The sequence below is a fragment of the Bradyrhizobium sp. USDA 4473 genome, assembly GCF_054063335.1.
Genome location: NZ_JBSSGE010000001.1, coordinates 3,603,485 through 3,621,245 on the forward strand (window position 1 = coordinate 3,603,485; position 17,761 = coordinate 3,621,245).

General features: G+C 59.0%; 10 protein-coding genes and 2 pseudogenes. 4 read left to right on the forward strand and 8 right to left on the reverse strand.

Going from position 1 to position 17,761, the window contains the following annotated elements:
- Window positions 1-15 precede the first annotated feature (15 nt).
- From ACVW17_RS16740 to ACVW17_RS16760, 5 genes and pseudogenes are all read right to left on the reverse strand, one after another.
- The gene (locus ACVW17_RS16740; RefSeq protein WP_456797612.1) at window positions 16-405 is read right to left on the reverse strand and encodes a hypothetical protein; all 390 of its coding nucleotides are present in this window, start codon (window positions 403-405) and stop codon (window positions 16-18) included.
- Entirely contained in the window at window positions 368-1,327 is a 960-nt protein-coding gene (locus ACVW17_RS16745) for an aminotransferase class III-fold pyridoxal phosphate-dependent enzyme (protein ID WP_456797613.1), read from the reverse strand. Before ACVW17_RS16745 ends, ACVW17_RS16740 begins: the two co-directional genes overlap by 38 nt.
- A 28-nt stretch (window positions 1,328-1,355) precedes the next feature.
- On the reverse strand, window positions 1,356-2,870 hold the full coding sequence (locus ACVW17_RS16750) for an FAD-dependent oxidoreductase (protein WP_456797614.1): 1,515 nt from the start codon (window positions 2,868-2,870) through the stop codon (window positions 1,356-1,358).
- Window positions 2,871-4,086: 1,216 nt separating this feature from the next.
- A complete protein-coding gene (locus ACVW17_RS16755) occupies window positions 4,087-4,380 on the reverse strand; it encodes a Crp/Fnr family transcriptional regulator (RefSeq protein ID WP_456797615.1) in 294 nt (97 codons plus the stop codon).
- Window positions 4,381-6,195: 1,815 nt separating this feature from the next.
- Window positions 6,196-7,315 (reverse strand): annotated as a pseudogene (locus ACVW17_RS16760) (branched-chain amino acid ABC transporter substrate-binding protein).
- Between the two features lie 864 nt (window positions 7,316-8,179).
- Here ACVW17_RS16760 and ACVW17_RS16765 point away from each other — a divergent pair.
- Window positions 8,180-8,353 carry a hypothetical protein gene (locus ACVW17_RS16765; protein WP_456797616.1) on the forward strand — a complete coding sequence of 58 codons (174 nt, stop codon included), beginning with the start codon at window positions 8,180-8,182 and terminating at the stop codon, window positions 8,351-8,353.
- Window positions 8,354-8,550: 197 nt separating this feature from the next.
- Here ACVW17_RS16765 and ACVW17_RS16770 read toward each other — a convergent pair.
- Both ACVW17_RS16770 and ACVW17_RS16775 read right to left on the reverse strand, forming a co-directional pair.
- Window positions 8,551-10,287 (reverse strand): annotated as a pseudogene (locus tag ACVW17_RS16770) (MFS transporter).
- Window positions 10,288-11,338: 1,051 nt separating this feature from the next.
- On the reverse strand, window positions 11,339-11,647 hold the full coding sequence (locus ACVW17_RS16775; protein ID WP_456797617.1) for a hypothetical protein: 309 nt from the start codon (window positions 11,645-11,647) through the stop codon (window positions 11,339-11,341).
- Window positions 11,648-12,409: 762 nt separating this feature from the next.
- Here ACVW17_RS16775 and ACVW17_RS16780 point away from each other — a divergent pair.
- Complete coding sequence (locus ACVW17_RS16780; protein WP_456797618.1) at window positions 12,410-13,270, forward strand: Crp/Fnr family transcriptional regulator; 861 nt, start codon at window positions 12,410-12,412, stop codon at window positions 13,268-13,270.
- A gap of 353 nt (window positions 13,271-13,623) precedes the next feature.
- A complete protein-coding gene (locus ACVW17_RS16785) occupies window positions 13,624-14,205 on the forward strand; it encodes a LabA-like NYN domain-containing protein (RefSeq protein WP_456797619.1) in 582 nt (193 codons plus the stop codon).
- 719 nt (window positions 14,206-14,924) lie between these two features.
- On the opposite strand, the gene ACVW17_RS16790 is transcribed toward ACVW17_RS16785, so the two are convergent.
- The gene (locus ACVW17_RS16790; RefSeq protein WP_456797620.1) at window positions 14,925-15,248 is read right to left on the reverse strand and encodes a hypothetical protein; all 324 of its coding nucleotides are present in this window, start codon (window positions 15,246-15,248) and stop codon (window positions 14,925-14,927) included.
- 1,002 nt (window positions 15,249-16,250) lie between these two features.
- Between ACVW17_RS16790 and ACVW17_RS16795 the strand changes: the two genes are divergently transcribed.
- Complete coding sequence (locus ACVW17_RS16795) at window positions 16,251-17,393, forward strand: 8-amino-7-oxononanoate synthase (protein ID WP_456797621.1); 1,143 nt, start codon at window positions 16,251-16,253, stop codon at window positions 17,391-17,393.
- The last annotated feature ends 368 nt before the right edge of the window (window positions 17,394-17,761 follow it).

Sequence of the window (17,761 nt, forward strand, 5' to 3'; positions counted from 1 at the left end):
TTGGAAAATGCGTGCTCATCCGCAGCCGGGCGCGGTGAACCAGCGCCGAACCGCCCCCGGAGTGGCCACGAAATGGTCCCTGGCGAACCGTACAGCGGCTGCGACTGGATCCGGATCGCCGCCGATGTTTTCCGTGCGGGATAGCGCCGCCGGCAAAGCCTCTCCAGCGGCTTCGATGGCCGCCTGCACATCGGCGCCGGATAGCGCCGCCGACGGCATGAAGCGGCCGCCGTACTGCATAAGAAAGCCCCGCGCCCACATCTCCTGGAAAAAGCCGTGGCCAAGTTCGGCGTTGGCAAATACGACATCGAACATAGTCGGCCAGGCGAATGCCCATGCCGCGACCTGCTGTCTGGCGAAGACCTCGTTAAGCCCCTTGATCAGTTGATCGCCAACCTCGCGCATCCGGGCCAGCACGGTCCCGTCGCGCAGCGCGTGCAGGGTGCTCAGTGCGGCTGCGAACGGGGTAACCTCGCGCTGGTAAGTGTTGCCCATGTATGTCTTCTCGGCGGCGGCGAGCACGTCCGCGCGCCCCGCGACCGCGGACAGTGCCATTCCAATTGGCCAATCCTTTGCTTAGCGTGATCAGGTCGGGCGTGAGGCCGACCGCCATGTGGTAGCCGCCAATGCCGTAGCGGAATCCGGTCATCACCTCGTCAAGGATGAGCAAGGCGCCGTGCCGATGCACCAGCCTTTGCAATTCCTGATGGTATTCGGGCGGAAAGAAGTTGACTTCCGGAGTGATGATCACCGCGGCGACGCGCTGGACACTTGCCAGCTCGTCGAGCAAGTCCAGATTGTAGCGGAAATCCACGCTGTCTCGATCCCGATTGGGCAACCCCATCTCGGGCCGGTCCTGCAACTGCCAGTCGTGCCAGCCATGATATCCGCTGGTAAGCACATGGTTCAGGCCTGTGAACGCGCGGGCAAGGCGGACGGCGGCGGTGGTCGCACACGATCCTGTGCGGAAGAACATTGAACGTTCCGCGACGGGGAAGATCTCCGCCAACCGCTCCGCCAATTCGACCCGATGCACGGACAGGGGGCCGGGCAATATGCCGCCAGTACGGCGCATCTCGGCGGCTGCGTGCTCCACGACCGGCTCGTATCCGGCTCCTAGCGGCGCAGCTCCACTACAGGAGGTTAGATCGACATATTGCCTTCCATTGATGTCCCATGCATGCGCACCCGAAGCGCGCGTCATTACGACCGGAAAGCGCCTGTTGAGATCCCACTTCTCCGACGCGGTGACGCGCAGCGCGCGGCGTAGTGGTGATCCGCGCGCGTCGGTCACGGCCGCAGGAGCAGTCGGGGTGGCGATGGACATGAGCCGTCTCCGTTTGATAATCATGCCCTTAGGCGAGCTGCGTGACTATTCTTCGAGCGATCCGTAACGCGTTCGCCTGAATGGTGAATGTCGGATTGACGCCTCCCGAATAGGGAAAGAAGCCGCCATCCGCGACGTAAAGATTGTCGATGTCATGTACCCGGCCCCAGCGGTCGACCACGGATTGGGTCGGGTCGACACCGGCACGGCAGCCACCATGCAGGTGTCCGCTGCCAAACTGATAATTGGAGTCCTGATACTCGACCTGTTTCGCCCCGGCCTCCGACAGCACGTTCGACGCACGTCGGCACAAATAGCCTAATCGACGTATGTCCAGCGGATGGGTCCGGTAATCGAGAATGATCTTCGGCAAACCCAGCCGGTCCAGGCTGGTAGCCAGTCGGACCGCATTGTTCCGCATCGGCTGGTCGGCCGCCAGGAAATGCAGCCGTAGTGTTATTTTCCCGTCGCAGTCCGTGCGCTCAACCCGACTTGCTTCGTAGATCATTCCGCCGAGTCCCGAAGGAGCCTCGTCGTCCAGGTAGTGATCGGAAATCGCAACGGTGGAGAATGGGCCGCCGGCGGGGCGTGCGGGCATTGCATCTATTGCGGTGCTGCCGGACACGTAGCCGCTGATCTTGAACGAGATACCACTACCGACCATGCCGGAGGCGTTGCCGATGCCGTTGGGCGCCGCCCGCTGAGCCGACCTTAGCAGCAGGGCGGCAGACTGCACTGCATTGCCGGCGAGCACCACGCAGCGGCAGCGGATCCGAGCGCGTTGTCGGCTGAGAGTATCCAGCCATTCCACGGAATCCGCGCGGCTGACGTTAGCCAGGTCGATGCGCACAGCCTTGCTGCCGGGTGCAACTGTCAGCGCGCCGGGCGGAAGGGCGACATCCGTGAATGGCGAGCGTGCGTCGGCCCGCGCGCCGGTAGGACACAGATGCTCGTTGCAAGCTCCGTTGCAATGGCAGGCTGGCCGGCCGCGATAGGGTACGGAGTTGATAGCCAATGGGGTGGGAAACGGTAACTGGCCGAGGCGCCCGGCGGCATCGGCGATCAGCCGCCCCTTCGCGCTGTAATCATGCGGGGGCAGAACGGGAGGATCGCTCGGTGGTTCGAACCGATCTGCGCCGGCCAGGCGGGCCACTCCCATGCGCCGTTCTAGCTCCTCGTAAAACGGACGTAGTTCGGCGTAATTGATCGGCCAGGTAGGGTCAAGCGCGTCTCCGGCCACGCGCGCTCGCGCGTCAAAATCGGTGGTCCGATAGCGGAAGGCTATTCCGGCGTACAAAGTCATTCCGCCGCCGAGCGCGCACGCGGTCCAAGGACGTCCAAACGGCGTCAACGTATCTTCCGCAGACTTCACCAGCGCGGTATCCATACTATCTTGGACGCTCGCCAGCGAGGCGTCGGGAGGAAGCGCCCGACCTTCCTCGAGGAGGAGCACTCGCAAACCGTGCTGGGCGATCTCGTAAGCAACGGTCGAGCCGCTCGCACCACTCCCGATTACGCATACATCAACGATATCGGCCCTCATGATCCCGCCCTTAGCAACAAATATCGACGATGCGCAATCAAAGCCCCATTCATCAGTGACCGGCTGCCTGAGACAGCTGCCGTAGTGAACGCGCAGCAGTTGTACGATTACCCAAGACTGTCCGGTGTGGTTTCGCTCAGCTGATCATCTCCCGAGTATCATCGTGAACTACCGCAAGATCGTACAATGTGACGTTACGTACGATTCAAGGCCATCCAAGCCGCAACCGCATGAATATAACTAATGGCTCTTCAGAAGCCGCGAGACCATCGAATAGAATTATGGGATCAGGCAGGCAGTTGTCCGGTCCAGCTAACCTGCGTCCCTGGTGTGATGAGCGGCGCTCGCGAGTTTCTTGGATTAAGGCCATGCGGCTCGCGTTTTGCAGACCAAGGCTATCGAATCTCCCGAATTCTTCGCAACCCACCAAGCGCCGGGTGGCAGAACATCAAAGCCGCACATCATGCGGAAAAAAAGCCCGGCCTCATTTCGAGGGCCGGACGGAAGTCAGTCTGGGCGCACGAGGCTGCTAAGCGTCGCGCCAGCTCCCGTCGACAGAGGGAGGGCTGCCGACGGTTGTTTGCGGCGAAGCGTTCACCGCAAATTCTAGAAAGGATCGATGTCGAATAGTCTGGTGTTGCTTCTCTTTTACCAAGTCGATATTCACCGAATGCACGGACACCCGGATCATCTGTTCATCGTCACTCATCTGATCGGCATGATTTCGAAGATCCTCCTAGAGCAGCGTCGACCTCATGGGTATCGTTGTCACGCCTCTGGCCGAGCGGCCCCGCCAGATCGCCCGGAACCCTTCGCGTCCTGCTTTGAAATGCTACAACGTGACGCTAGGTGCGAATCAAGTCGCTTGAGCTGCGGCGTGCACCATGAAAATCCACCCGATCTCTCGCGGGCAGCTAAGTAATGCGCGATCCGCAAGGGTGCATGTCGCATCTGCTTAGGTGCATGGGGTTTGTACCACGTGAACATTGAGCGATTTCTCCGGCTCGATTTGTCGTACTCTCCGCAGAGGCCTCTACAGCGACGAAGCTTCGTGACGGCAACCTCAGGCTGGTCGCAGGCCGCAACTGCGTGCAAATAATTGGAGCCAACACCAACCTGACAAACGCGACTGCAAGTCGAATAGATTCGGAGCGGGTCGGCACTGGGGCGTTCGTCGATTTGCTTTGGCGCGAAGAGTGCGCAGACCCGAGGCAATTCAGCGCAGGAGATATGAGGGGCGGAATTCCGCTAGCAATTCGAGCCGATCGCGCTGAAGAAGATCGACAGCATGACCGTTCCATTCAATAAGCTTTCTGTGCCGAAGCTCCTGGATTGTCCGGTTTACATGCACGGTCGAAAGGCCGCATGCATCGGCGATGTCTTGCTGTGTGAAAGGGACATGAAGGCGACCATTGTCCAGCAGCCCCACGAGCTCAAGCCGCGCAGCAATCTCGCAAAGAAGTGCGAAAGTCGAGGCAGCGCCTCTGGGGAGCCAAGCTTTTCGATGCATTCGCGATAGATAGCCGAGTGAATCAGCGTCTCTCGCCAAAATGCGTGAATGAGCCCAGCGGACCTTGCAGAGACATCCTTGAGGTATGAGTGAGGCACAAGGGCAATAGTGCTCGTGCCAATGCTGCAGAGATCGCGATCCATTTCCGGCAGGTGAAGAGTATGCAAATCTAGGATATTCCCCGGTACATAGAAGGACGTTATCTGATTTCGATCGGACGCCACTCTTTGACGAGACAGAAAGCCACCGATCACGACGCCACAGCTGAGAGGCCGGTCTCCCTGGCGCGCCAAGTACTCGCCATTCGCAAAACGTTTGATGGTGTGCTACATGTTTTCGAGCCGAGCTCGTTCTTGGGAGCGCAATCCCGCCAAAGCACAGCCGCAGTCGCCCAAAGCGACCAGATGTCAATGTTCAGGAAGGCTTTGCTGACGTCGGCTCAACTGACATCTTTCGTATCGCAAACAAACTCAATTCCCACCATGGAGTTGGCGATGCAATCGCGCGGCGTAGTCGGTGCGAGTGCGAGTGTGGTCACCGCTCAATCAAGGAAGGAACGGACATTTCGCGAGATAGAACTGCGCGCATGATGTGGACCTCCGCTGCACCGAAGAGCCTTCGATAACTATGGAGTATGACCGCGAAAGGTCCCAACGAAGCGGCGATCGAAGCGGCCCAGGATAGAGCATGGTTTCCAGGTTGGTGGATCGCGGATCAGCCGGGGGCAATTGAGGTCGCCGCGCAAGCCCGGACTCGAAGAAGAACAAAGTTCGATCGCGGCCCCTCATGCCAGGCAGGGAGATTCTGTACGATACGCTCAGATCTGTAGCTGCGATGGCACACTGACCCGAGATGGCGATATCGTTTGATCGTTTCGTACGGTGTTTATCCACGTAAAAATACGGGCTTTCTGGCATTGTGCGGGGGTACGATATGTTTTAGCTGTCGTTCGTGACTACCTGCTCGGATTGAGGTCCAACATGAATCATGCGGCTGGGGACCGCTATGAAGTATCGAAAGTGACAGAAGAAGAATGTGAGTTGGCGCGGTGCAGGCAGGAAATAGCGCGTCTCAAAGATCTGGTTGTGCAGCTTTCTCAACTGGTCTTGCGGCACGTCGCGGAAGTTACTGAGGATCGAAAGCCGCGGTCTAGGTGAATCGCTTGGGCGTATGAGATAAATGACAGAAGATCGCAGTTGGACTTTCAATTGTCATCGGCGGCGCGGCCTCCCCGGGGGGAGCGGCCCCGCCCTTGATTTCCACGGGGCGGGGCCGCGTAATTGCCGGTCGAGCATCTTCGTGGAACGATGAGTGCCTGAGCTAACGCGCGTCGCGCGGTCCGATAGTCGAAACTCTCCATAAGCCGAAACCGATGACCGCAGTCCGGCGAGCGACACCTCTCGTGCTCGCCACAAAAGATCTGCCTAGGGCCAAGTGACCAGCTGCCATTTAGTCCAGCCCGTGAGCATTGAACCCGTGGCAGACTATGCGTCCGGGAATAGGATCAACACTGCGCATGGGCGTGCCCGCTTTGGACCGATGGCGGTCTGCGGACACCAAGCCGCTCGATGGCGCGCTTTGATATCCCCGCTGGATCGCCAACCCCGCTTACGCCGACCTCGATGACCTTTTTGCGATGATTCCGGCGATAGGATCGTCTCAATCAACCAGGCAGAGCGAGCGCAGGGTCCGAGCATAGGCCGAGCTCAGACATTCAATTTCTTCCGGCCGCAGCTTGCTATCTTAGCAATCAATCGGCATTACCGTCCGACCCTCCGTGGGGACGCTGACTTTGATGTCTCGCGCCAGGATGCGTCAGAATGCGGTCGGGTCAGTCTCGCTGTAGCCGCCTTTGTCGTCCCACCTATAAACGACATAGTCGAGCTGCTTGATGTCTCCTTTGGCGTCGTATTCCAGTGTGCCGATCACAGTGTCCCAAGAGCCCGCTTTGATCGTGTCCATCACCTTCTTTGGGTCGATGGTGGCGACTTTGGTTGCGGCTTGCATCCAGACCTGCACCGCAGCGTAAGTATAAAGCGTGTAGCCTTCGGGATCGATGTTCTTGGCCTTGAATTTATCGACGATCGCAGCTGCTGTCGACTTCTTGCGCGGGTCGGGTCCGAAGGTGAAGAGCGTACCTGCTCCAGTTGCGCCGGTGATAGAGGCAAATTCCTTGTCAGGCCAAGGCGTCACCCGACATGAGTACGGTCTTCAGGCCCTGATCGCGCATCTGGCGCAAGATAAGGCCTGCTTCCTGGTGATAGCCGCCGACATAGACGAGGTCGATATTGTCATGCTTCAGTCGCGAGACAATTGCATTGAAATCCTTGTCGCCCTTGTTATAGGACTCGTACATCTTCTCAGTGATGCCGGCCTTGTTGAGTGCTTTCTTCGTCTCGTCGGCGAGTCCCTTACCATAAGTGGTCTTGTCATTCAGAATTGCGATGTTCTTGCCGCCGAAGTGCTTCGTGATGTACCGGGCGGCAACCTGCCCCTGCTGGTCGTCGCGGCCGCAGACGCGTGCCACGTTCCATAGCTTGCGCTCGGTGAAAAGTGGGTTGGTCGAGGCCGGCGTAATCTGCAGCACACCGCCATCCGCATAGGCTTCCGAGGCTGGGATCGATGACGAAGAGCAAAATTGCCCAGCAACGAACGGGATCTTAGCGGCAGCGACCTTTTCCGATACCGATCGCGCCTGCTTGGGATCGCAGGCATCGTCCTCGATGTCGAGGGCGAGCTTCTTGCCGAGTACGCCGCCTGAAGCGTTGATCTGCTCTACCGCCATCTCGGCACCGTTCTTCATTTGCCGCCCGAAGGCGGACTCGCCGCCGGTTATTGGTCCGGCGACCGCGATGGTGATTTCCTCAGCCAACGCCGCGGTCGACATTGCAATCGATGCTCCAAGTGCAAAGCCGATCAGCTTGAGTGATTTCATGGGGCGGTCCTCACAGGGTGAACGCAACGGCGAGTAAGCTCGAGCAGAGCAGGGCGACCCCGGCGGCGGTTAGTGCCAGGAAGCAACCAGATATCAAGTCATGATCGCGCATCAAACCGTTCGATTGCACCGCCACGAGCGAGCAGGAACCGACCTTGACCTGATGAGACCAGGTTCGGGAGCTGCCGGCAGACCGCTCCTCGCTCAGAAATAGTACGATGTCGTTCCCGCAGGGCAACGAGCCGACGCGCACGGGAGTAAGCAACGAGAACGTACACAACCTTCGTCCAGTCTCATCTTCGCCGCGCGTCCGATCCCATACCGCCCACAAGCTCAGTGGCAGGATTGTCTTGCCGGACACTAACTGAACAGAGCGTTTCTGAAAGGACTAGATCAGTCCGGAACGTACGGAGCTTGTCGCGTCTGAAGCGCCACCACTTGAGACCAAGCGCTCGGCTGAGCCGAAAGCAGAGACGGTCGTTCAGGTCGTGCGAACCTTGTCCCTTGGGGGGCGTAGAAGCACTTCATGCTCCGACAGCCTGATCGCCCCGATAGCGCGAGCCAGGCAACCAGCACGGCTTCAAATGAAGGCAAAGACGAGCAAGCTCGAGCAGAGTAGCGCGAAGCTGGTTGCGGTCAGCGCGAGGAGGCTACCGGAGACAAGGTCATGATTGCCCATGAATCACCCTCGAATGCACCTAAGAAGAGACCGAAGCGGCAGTTCGTCACTTTGAGTTTCGCAAGCAAGCTATGCGCTTTTGATTGCGCTATTTCTGCGTTGCCCGGGTTGCGCTGCATTTTTGCGGCGTTATTCGGCCGTACTTTGTTGAAGTTCGGCAGGAGAAGAGCAGAACGAGTTTCGGAATGACCAGAAAAACGCCTCGGGTGGAACCGAGGTTCGTAACCCGGGAAATCGCGTGTCTGCCGACGGCACGTCGTGAGCACGACGTATTGCTGGATCAGCTCGACGACGCGGCCAAAATGCTGGAAATGTACGGCTGGCCGACTACGAAGCCACCGAAGGTGCAGCAAGCGTGAGTTTTGAAAAAGAGTGGACAAAAGCCCGGGCCTTTCGTCGCTCTCGACGGAAATCTCCCCGCGATTGTCGCTTTCTCGGTCCGACGCTCCTGCAGATTGTCGCGAGAGCAATGTACAGAGCGTCCATATTGGGTACCTTCTTTCGTGTGACGCGCGTCGATTGCTGTCGTCGGGCCCAACCCTGCCAGCAAGCTGGGTCACTTGATGGTGCGGAGCGGCCGGCTACGGAGTGCCTTTGGCGGGTTTGCGATTTCCGCTCCCATTTCACCGGTCGCGCGCTCGGTCGTGTCGTCGTTCGAGCGCACCGAGCCGAACGGCCTTTCCAGCATGCGGCGGACCCGTACCGGCGCAGGGCCGACGTGGAAGTGAATGGCCCGCTGCTCTAGTGTGCGTTCCGATCGCGTGGAGCGGTTCCGCGAACGCAAGTAGTCGAGCCAGGTCGGACAGTGATAGCGCTCGGTCCACAATTCCGGATCGGCAATATCCCGCGCAATCGACCAGCCGTAGGCGCCGTTGCGCTGACGAGACAATTGAACGTCTTGCATCACATTATGAAACGCTCTCGCATTCTCCTGTGCAACGCGGTATTCGATCTCGACGACGAGCGGGCCGCTGCGTCCGGTCAAGGCGAGTCGTACCTCGGGATCGGCGAGCGGCTCAGGCTCTTCACCGCGTGCGCCGATACGGGGCATGGGCAGCCAATGGCCGATGAGTGGTGAGGCGAGCATCAGGCCGGCCGCCACCAGCAGCGCGGTTTCGACGCCGGCCGCGTCGGTCAGACGGCCCCAACCCCAGCTGCCGACGGCAATTCCGCCTGAGCTCGCCGCCTGATAGGCTGCAAGCGAGCGTCCGGCCACCCAGCGCGGCGCCGACAGCTGCACCCCAATGTTGAATACCGCCCACACCATCATCCACACAGCCCCCGCCAGGACGAGTGCTGCTGCGGTCAACACCGGTTCGCGGCTGAGCGCAACCGCAGCGATTGCCGCGCCCATGGACAGCGCACAGGCGCGGATCGCCGCCTCGCCGCTCAACCGCCGGCGCAGTTCGGTGATATTCAATGCGCCGACCACCGCACCCAGACCAAAGGCGCCAAGCATGATGCCGTAGGTTTGGGCGTCGCTATGCAAGAGATCGCGTGCTACCAGCGGCATTAGAGCGGTGATTGCACCGCCAACGATGCCGGTCACCAGACTGCGGGTGAGCACAATCTTGATCGATGGTGAATTGCTGATATAGCGTACGCCAGACACCATCGCCCGGCTCAATCTTTCAGGCGGCAGGCGCGGGGGCGTGCTGATACGTTTCCAGAGCAACAACGCGATCATCAGCGGCAGATAGAGCAACGTGTTGAGCGCAAATGCCGCCACCGCACCCCCGGTTGCCACCACGACCCCGCCGATTGCCGGACCTACACTCCGCGCAATGTTGTAGCTGATGCCATTCAGTGCGATGGCCGCAGGCACCTGTGCTTCCAGCGGAACTTGTTCACTAACCGACGATTGCCAGGCGGGCCCCATCAGCGCCATACCACTGCCGACAACGAGGCAAAGCATCAGCAAGAGGTTTGGCGTGGCCAAGCCAAGCCAAGCCAAGCCAAGCCAAGCCAAGCGACTAGCGTCAACCCGGTCGCCCCGACGAGCGCCAATCCAAGGGAGGCCAGCGCCACGATACGGCGGTCATACATATCCGCGATCGCCCCGGCTGGCATCGAAATCAACATCACTGGCAGTAAGAGTGCAGTCTGCACCAACGCGACCTTGTCAGCCGACGACGTCATCTGCGTCATAGCCCAGGCGGCACCAACGCCTTGAATCAAGATGCCGACATTAGACAAGAGGCTCGCAAGCCAGATGCGCCTGAAGGTCGCGTGCCGCAGCGGCGCCGTGATGCCCGTCGGCACTATGCGTCTGGGCTTTGGGTGAATCGGTCATATCAACTCATGATGATGTACCATGATTTGATCTTGGTATGGATCACAAGGAAGTTCCTGTCGCGATATCGCGTTCAGATCCTGACGTGGCCGTGAAATCAGATGCTTCGATCGCGTTTGATTGAAAGTGATCGACTGCCTCCGTCGCCTTCCGCCTCACAGCAAAGGCAGCGCCGCAAAAAGCAGGAATAGTCTCCACCACCGGCGTGCTCTCCAAGCAATAGAATCACCTTTCATCGTGCCGCAGCAGACGCTAAAGATCGAATGATCTTTGGCCTGCCTCATACCTATTCGCTCCAGCGCACTTGCTTGCATGGTGTTATTGATAGAGTGGGCTGCGCTGGCAGCTGCAAACTTTGTACGAATCGGACAAACGCGCGGGATCTCTAAAGCGCGAAACAATTTGCGTCGCGAGAAGCCGAACGACCGAAACCCGATCTCGCCGAAGTTCTCAGCTGCGCAGTGATTGACGGAGACTATTATCGCTTGCCAAGTGGTTTCCCGTCAGTGTGGAGCATTGGAGGCCATCGCCAGGAGTATCGGGTTCTGGATCGAGCCTCCGTGCGTCTATTTCGCGCCGTACGTGGAACAACGTGTCCAACCGCAGCCCCGCTGTGGTCATCGGTTTGGGAGCGATTACGCGCTGCAAAGCAGATGCGTGTATTGTTCCTGCAGCCAGCTCAAGCACATTCGGTTCAATGTCTACTCGGCACCTGCGTGTGGCAGGGCATTCAGGCAGCAACATACGGTTCGCGCCGCATCCCGCGATCCGCCGTTTGTCGTCTTCTGCAGAGCTTCTCTTCCCTGCCGGTCGTCGCCTTGAGCCGACAATGGGCCCGGCCAGCGCGCAGTATCACCTGCCCCAATTTCATCGGGGCGCCGACGAGCACGTATGCCATTCAACCGTCGGTTCGCTGGACGGATATAGTCACCGCTCTCACAGGAGGCGCGAACGATGATCGCGCCGGTGTCGCATGGCGGTCGCCCATCGGCGCCGCATAAAACCTCCGGCCGCAGCGCGCGACCGGAGGTTTTGCCGATGAGGGGGCGCGTTATTGATGCTTGCCGCTTGTCGGCGCGCCGCTGGTTGCGGAGCCGCCGGCTATCCCCTTGTGCGTGGCGGTCCCGGTGGTGCCCGCTGAACCCTTGGTGTCCCTGGTCGATTTCGTCGACTTCGTGCCGGCCGTTTGACTCGCGGCGCGGGGTTCAGGAGACGAATCCTCATCGTCGCTCATGCCGCCCTGTACGCTCTCTGCGCCGTTGCGACCCTTGGTATCGGCTGAGAGGCCTTGCGCGAGCACAGGGCCCGCAAGCAAGGCCGTAAGGGCGCATGCGATCACAGAGGTCTTCGCTAACTTCATCCATGTCTCCTGGATTGATTGTTTTGCGACGGAACGATTCGGTGATTCCCCGCGCCATTCGCCTCCACCGGACCGGTCATATCGCGTCAACAATGCGAACGGCGCGATTGTCATAAAAATCCGCTTCGTGTGGTCATGGTTTAGTTATTTTTGGGCCATTTCGCGGAATTGCTCGTCTTACTTGCGGCGACACAGACCACGCAGGCGTCGCATCGATCGAAGCTGCTTGCGGTGACGTAGCACATGCTGCCGAGGCTCATCCACATCCCGACATCCGGCGTAGCCGAGCTCAAGCGAATATTTTGTTCTGACCATGCGCATGGAAACTGTCCCAAGCTCTCAGCATCGCACGAAATGATCCTGATCTGAGGCCAAGATGACGCACTCTGTCGAGAAGCTGGATTGTTTGTACCTTGCGTACGGTCTTTGTGGGAGCATTCTTAACCGCGTGGATTCTAGATGTACATGACTGAACCGTGACAACAAGTTCTCTGCGAAGCATCGGCATTGACAGACGAGGGCTGCCACCCGGAACGTTGCAAGCTGGAGAATGCGCGTTTCAAAGAGCTGGTTGTGTCGCGATCTAAAACTGTCTTGCGCGACATCGTAAACGTGCGGAAGACCAGAACGCCCGTGAGTCTATGGCACAGCTTGGCTTTCCGCTTTAGGGCAAGGGGTCAGGCTCCGCTCTCAATCTCCGCAGGGGCGGGGCGGGGCCACTCACCGCGCGGGGTACAAAAAACGCACACCAGGAGAGGGACCATGGCCGACCACCTGCCCGCCGTCATCGACGCGCTGGACTGTTCGAAAAGTACAGCTCACAAGCGGGCGTTCAGCACGCGGCCGACGCTTTGGCCTCCCTTGGTCGACCCCAAGGAGCGGCCCTTGGTCAAGAATGCGATTCTGGCGCGACTTTCCTTGCAAGACCTAGCGGCAATAGGGGAGACGCTCGAGCCGATCACCATCAAAAAAGGCATGGCTCGGCATGAGCCGAATAAGCAGGTCGAGCACGTCTACTTCATAGAGTCGGGTCTCGCTTCGCTGAGAATTGTCACGGCGGGAAGCATGCTGGAAACGGCAGTCGTAGGATATCGGGGGGTGGTCGGCGCTTCATTCTTGTGGGGAGGGCACCTTTCGACGCATCAATCGGTCGCGCTCGTTGCCGGAAGCGCGCGGCGGATCCATGTCGAGGATTTGCGTCGAGTGACAAAGGAACGCCCTGAGATCCGAAAGCATCTCTTTGGGTACATCCAAGCTCTGACGTTTCAGTGCGTTCAGGCAGGATTGTGCGGAGTTCGGCACGATCGCGAACAGCGGCTGGCCTCCTGGCTCTGTTTGGCAAGTGATGCTGTGGATGCCCGTATGCTGCCGGTTACCTATGACTATCTTTCCGAAGCCTTCGGATTGCGCCGTGAGATGCTCGGCCGATTCGAAGAACACGGGCTTATTCGCAAGATGCGCGGCGCTTTGCAGATTGATAATCGCAACTCCCTCGAGCAAAAGGCATGCTCTTGCTATAAGCTTGTCTCGAGCGCTTATGCTTCTTCAGTTCATTGTCTTGAGACGAGTGGATTCCTTGGGACAGTCCATCCGTCAACCTCTAAGAGAGGCCCGCCTGGGTGATTTAGGAACAAGGTGCTGACTCTATTGTGGGCCGCAACTGCACCAGCCTTCGCAACCCCTGATGACCGGGTTGCTGCGCTGGTTTGCTACGGCGGCATTTGGACTGGGGAACCATAAGCTCGGTCATGATGTGTCAAAGACCTGATCGGAGGTGGTCAATCCTCGGGCTGAAGGTCCGAATGAGATGCTTGGATAGGTAACGAGGTTGTTGCCACGGCGCATGAGCACGACATAGATCTCGTCCCGGCGCATTGGAAGGAATCCTGGTTGCTATCCTCCAGCTTTTTCCTCGCAGACGGCTAGTGGCGCAACCTGCGCGGTCCCGCGCATCCATTTTGGAAGTTGGAGCAATCATGTCCCGATTCGAAAAGCTCGCCCTCTTTATCGACGGTCCCAACCTCCACGCTACCTCCAAGGCGCTGGGCTTCGAGATCGACTACAAGCGCCTGCTCGAGGAGTATCGAAGGCGGGGCCCGTTGCTGAGGGCGTTCTATTACACGGCGATTGCTGAGGATCAGGAGTATTCGTCGATCCGGCCACTCATCGACTGGCTGGACTATAACGGCTACACCGTCGTCACCAAGGCAACCAAGGAGTTCCTCGACGCTAGCGGTCGGCGTAAGGTGAAGGGCAACATGAACATCGAGCTGGCAGTCGATGCCATGGAACTCGCCGAGCATATCGAGCAGATGGTCCTATTCTCGGGTGACGCCGACTTCCGTTCGTTGGTTAAAGCGGTGCAGCGCCGCGGCGTCAGTGTCACCGTCATCTCCACCATTGCGATCCAGCCGCCGATGATCGCAGACGAGCTTCGCCGGCAGGCGGACGAATTTATTGAACTAGCGCAGCTGAAGTCGAAGCTGAGGCGCGATCCGACTGAACGGCTCGGGCCCACGACAGGTGCCGGCAAGCCAGAGGCAGCCAGCGCAGAATAGCGCATGCGGTGATGCGGTCCAGGCTGATGGCAAGTGGCCGTGAGGCCGAGCGGCGCGTCGGCTCCATCCAACAGCTCCTCGGACCTGTTCATGTTGTTTGTAGATGCCGATGCCATCCGCTCGCAACGCCGGCATCAGCGGCGCTTGTTGCGGCCTAACGCGCTGTTCTCGACAGCATGCCCTCGCGCATCCTCAGATGGGACTGAACATGGCGTCGGCCGCGCTCTGCACCGGCTGCCCCGGACCAGTGGTCGGATTGTCGTAATTCACTGCCAAGCCTCATCAAGCAGCACTGCAGCCAGAGTCTTTCCTGCTTCTCGGCTTCTCGTGCCTGCTACATCGAAACAGTGTTTCAGTATATGCGCGCATGCGGAATCGGTAAAGCAATCGGCAGAAATGACAGGCCATGTGCTGCTCCTGGACCATTTTAGATTTCGCCAGCGAGACGCTTTTCATCGCATCATTGTCTTCACTGAGCGCGATGTTTGAATGCAATTTGGTCCCAGGTGACGCTAGAAACCGGCCTTGTAGCGCCTATTTCGGTGGTTTTCATCCCACGGATCGTGGTTCACGACATAGAGCCGCGGTCAGCAAAGTCGACCTCCGCCATGGAGATCCATGCTGAGCCAGAGCTGGAAGCGGATGGACAGGCGGGGATGTGACGAAGATCAAGTCGTCTCGCGCCGCACCCGGTGTTATTCGACGATCAAGTCGCCGTCTTAGATGCCGCGCAAGAAAGCCACGATGAAAGCATCCAGCAGGCTTTGTAGATTTTCGACGTCTACCAACAACCTATCCGATTCTTCACGTTCTGTTGTGCCGAGTGCGTAGGATTCACGCAGGCGCTTGGCGTGGTTCACCCTTTCGCGGCCATTCGCGGCGCGCTTTTCGACAAACTCTAGCTGCGCGGGGTCATGACGGAGCTTGTCCAACTCGCCGAGCAACAACTTCGTGACCGTCTGTCTCTCATGATGGGTAAGGTCAGTGCTGTAGAGCACGCTGAGATAGCGATCAATGTTGGCACGCTCGACGTACCCGTACATGTCGCCGGTCCCCTATGCCCGGGAAGGACCCCAGGGTGGTAGAAGATTGTTGTACCGCCCCGTGGTATCGAGCACTAACAATTGTTACTGCTTGAGCCCGCCATTGCGGAACGGCTCGACTATTCGCGTCCGATAACCATGACGCGGACGCTTCAGGATGTACTCTTGTGGTCCCTTTGAGCACGTCGACGGTGACAGCAATGTGAATTCGTCCGTTTCGTACAAAGCTGGCAGCCGTGTTCCGGCGCGATGCGCATCAGGCAACGGCGCGACTGCGTTTGCGAATACGAAGTTCGGGCGTGGTCTGGTCTACGATAAATTTGGCCGCTCGCATATCACTTTGGCTGAACCGCGCAATTGGTGACATCTGAACAAGCACAGCACGCCGACTAAATTTACGGAAACGATCATACAATCTGCGCGGTCATCTGTTACGATGCATTCTGAGATACCAAACATGAGATTGACCGCGCCACATGCAGGTGCGCGGCTGTCGTGACGCGTGCCAAGGAGATCGGTGATTTGACGCGCCAAGATTGAGTATGGCGCCAGCGAGCGCCGGGGTGCAGAACGCGCACTTATGATACAATTCGATCACGATGGCCGAGCGAACGCGTATTTGTCCGTTCTGCACGAAGTTTGCGCGCGCATGCGGATACGCAATCTGCGAATAGCTGCGCGAGGGGGATCGATCGCGCCGGCACGCTCGTTTTGCTGGCTCATTCACGTTATGGAACGAAGTCAAGGACGCGCGTTTAGTGATGCCGCTGAGCGAGCATGGCTCGCTTGGTCGCGACGGTCTGAATTGTGAGCCAGCCGAACATGCAGCTTGTTCGCCGGACTACAGTCCCCTTGTCGATGGACTGGAGGCGCCCTGGTTCTGCGGCCGGTGCGATTCGATTTTCTTGCAGGTCTGTCGCGTCCAGGTGACACAATCCAACATACGTGCCACGAAGGCTCGATTGATCGCGCCCTGCTGCGGGCGGTAGGGATAATTGATCAATGAATACGCCGCTCAATGGGTACGTCGCAGCCCTGGAAGCCTTGAACGAAGTCGATCAGCTGCGCGGCCTGAAGCCGCGCACAGGGACCGATTTTGCTTCAAACGATTATCTGGCGCTGGCGAGCGCGCCTCGTATGAAGAAAGCCCTGTGCATCGCGCTGGATGCCGGCACGCCAATAGGAGCTGGTGGGTCACGGCTCCTCCGCGGTAATTGCGAGGAGCACGAAGCTCTCGAAGCTGACGCCGCGCGGTTCTTCCGAGCGCAGACAGCGCTGTTCTTCAGCAGCGGTTACATCGCAAATTTCGCTGTTCTGACGACGTTGCCGCAGCAGGGCGATTTGCTTGTCCTCGATTCGCTCGTACATGCCAGCCTTCATGACGGCGCACGAGCGGGCCGAGCCCAGGTCCGGATAAGCCCCCATAATGACGCCCAGTCGGTCCAAGACACGATTGGCAACTGGCGCGCGCAGGGCGGGACGGGACGCGTCTGGATCGTGGTGGAGAGTCTCTACAGTATGGACGGAGACTTCGCGCCGCTTCAAGATCTGGTCGCGATCGCCGAGCGCTACGAGGCGTTCCTGGTCGTGGACGAGGCTCATGCCACAGGTGTTTACGGCCAGCAGGGACGGGGGCTCACCGCGCCCTATGAGGGGCGCGAAAATCTTTTGGTGGTCCACACCTGCGGCAAGGCGCTGGGCGCGGCGGGCGCGCTTGTCACGGCTTCCGGCGTATTGCGCGACTTCATGGTCAATCGGTGCCGTCCATTCATTTTCGCTACCGCTCCATCACCGCTGATGGCGGTCGCGGTACGCGAGGCAATCTCAATTCTGCAGGAAGAACCTGAGCGGCAACGACGTCTGATCGATCTGATCGACTTTACACATCAGCAGCTCGTTGTGTGCGGTCGCGCGAGCTCTTCGAACTCGCAGATCATTCCTTATGTTGTAGGCGACAACGCCCGCGCGATGCGGCTCGCCTCCGCACTCCAGGCGCGCGGCTTTGATATTCGTGGGATTAGGCCGCCAACGGTGCCAGTGGGAACGGCACGGTTGCGGATCTCGCTGACACTTAACGTCGGGCAAGATGATGTATCCGACATGATCGACGCGCTTGTCGAAGAGACCTGGGGACAGGTGCAATGAGGCCGCGCATCATGAGGCTGATGTCAAAAGCGCGCCCGACGCACGCAGATGCTCCTTTTTAAATGGAGCCCTTTGGAAATCAGATTGGCAAGGCTCACCTGTGCGGGCCACCGGCGTTTCCGGTAGCATTCTCACGAGTCCATCGATCCTTAGGTGCCAGGCTCAGGGCGTGTAAGCGAGGGCGCAGAAGACCGCGTTCCAGCCGGTGATCGCAGCCATTGCGTGCGAGAAAGTTACGGCTTATGCCGGATCCAAAGCATGGTCTTAAAACAGATCCAGCGATACCGCGTTTACGAGACCGGCGATCGCTTCGTTAGTTGATGCAGGAGAGAGACCATCCGATGCCGTCGCGAGCAACAGTGTTCCTC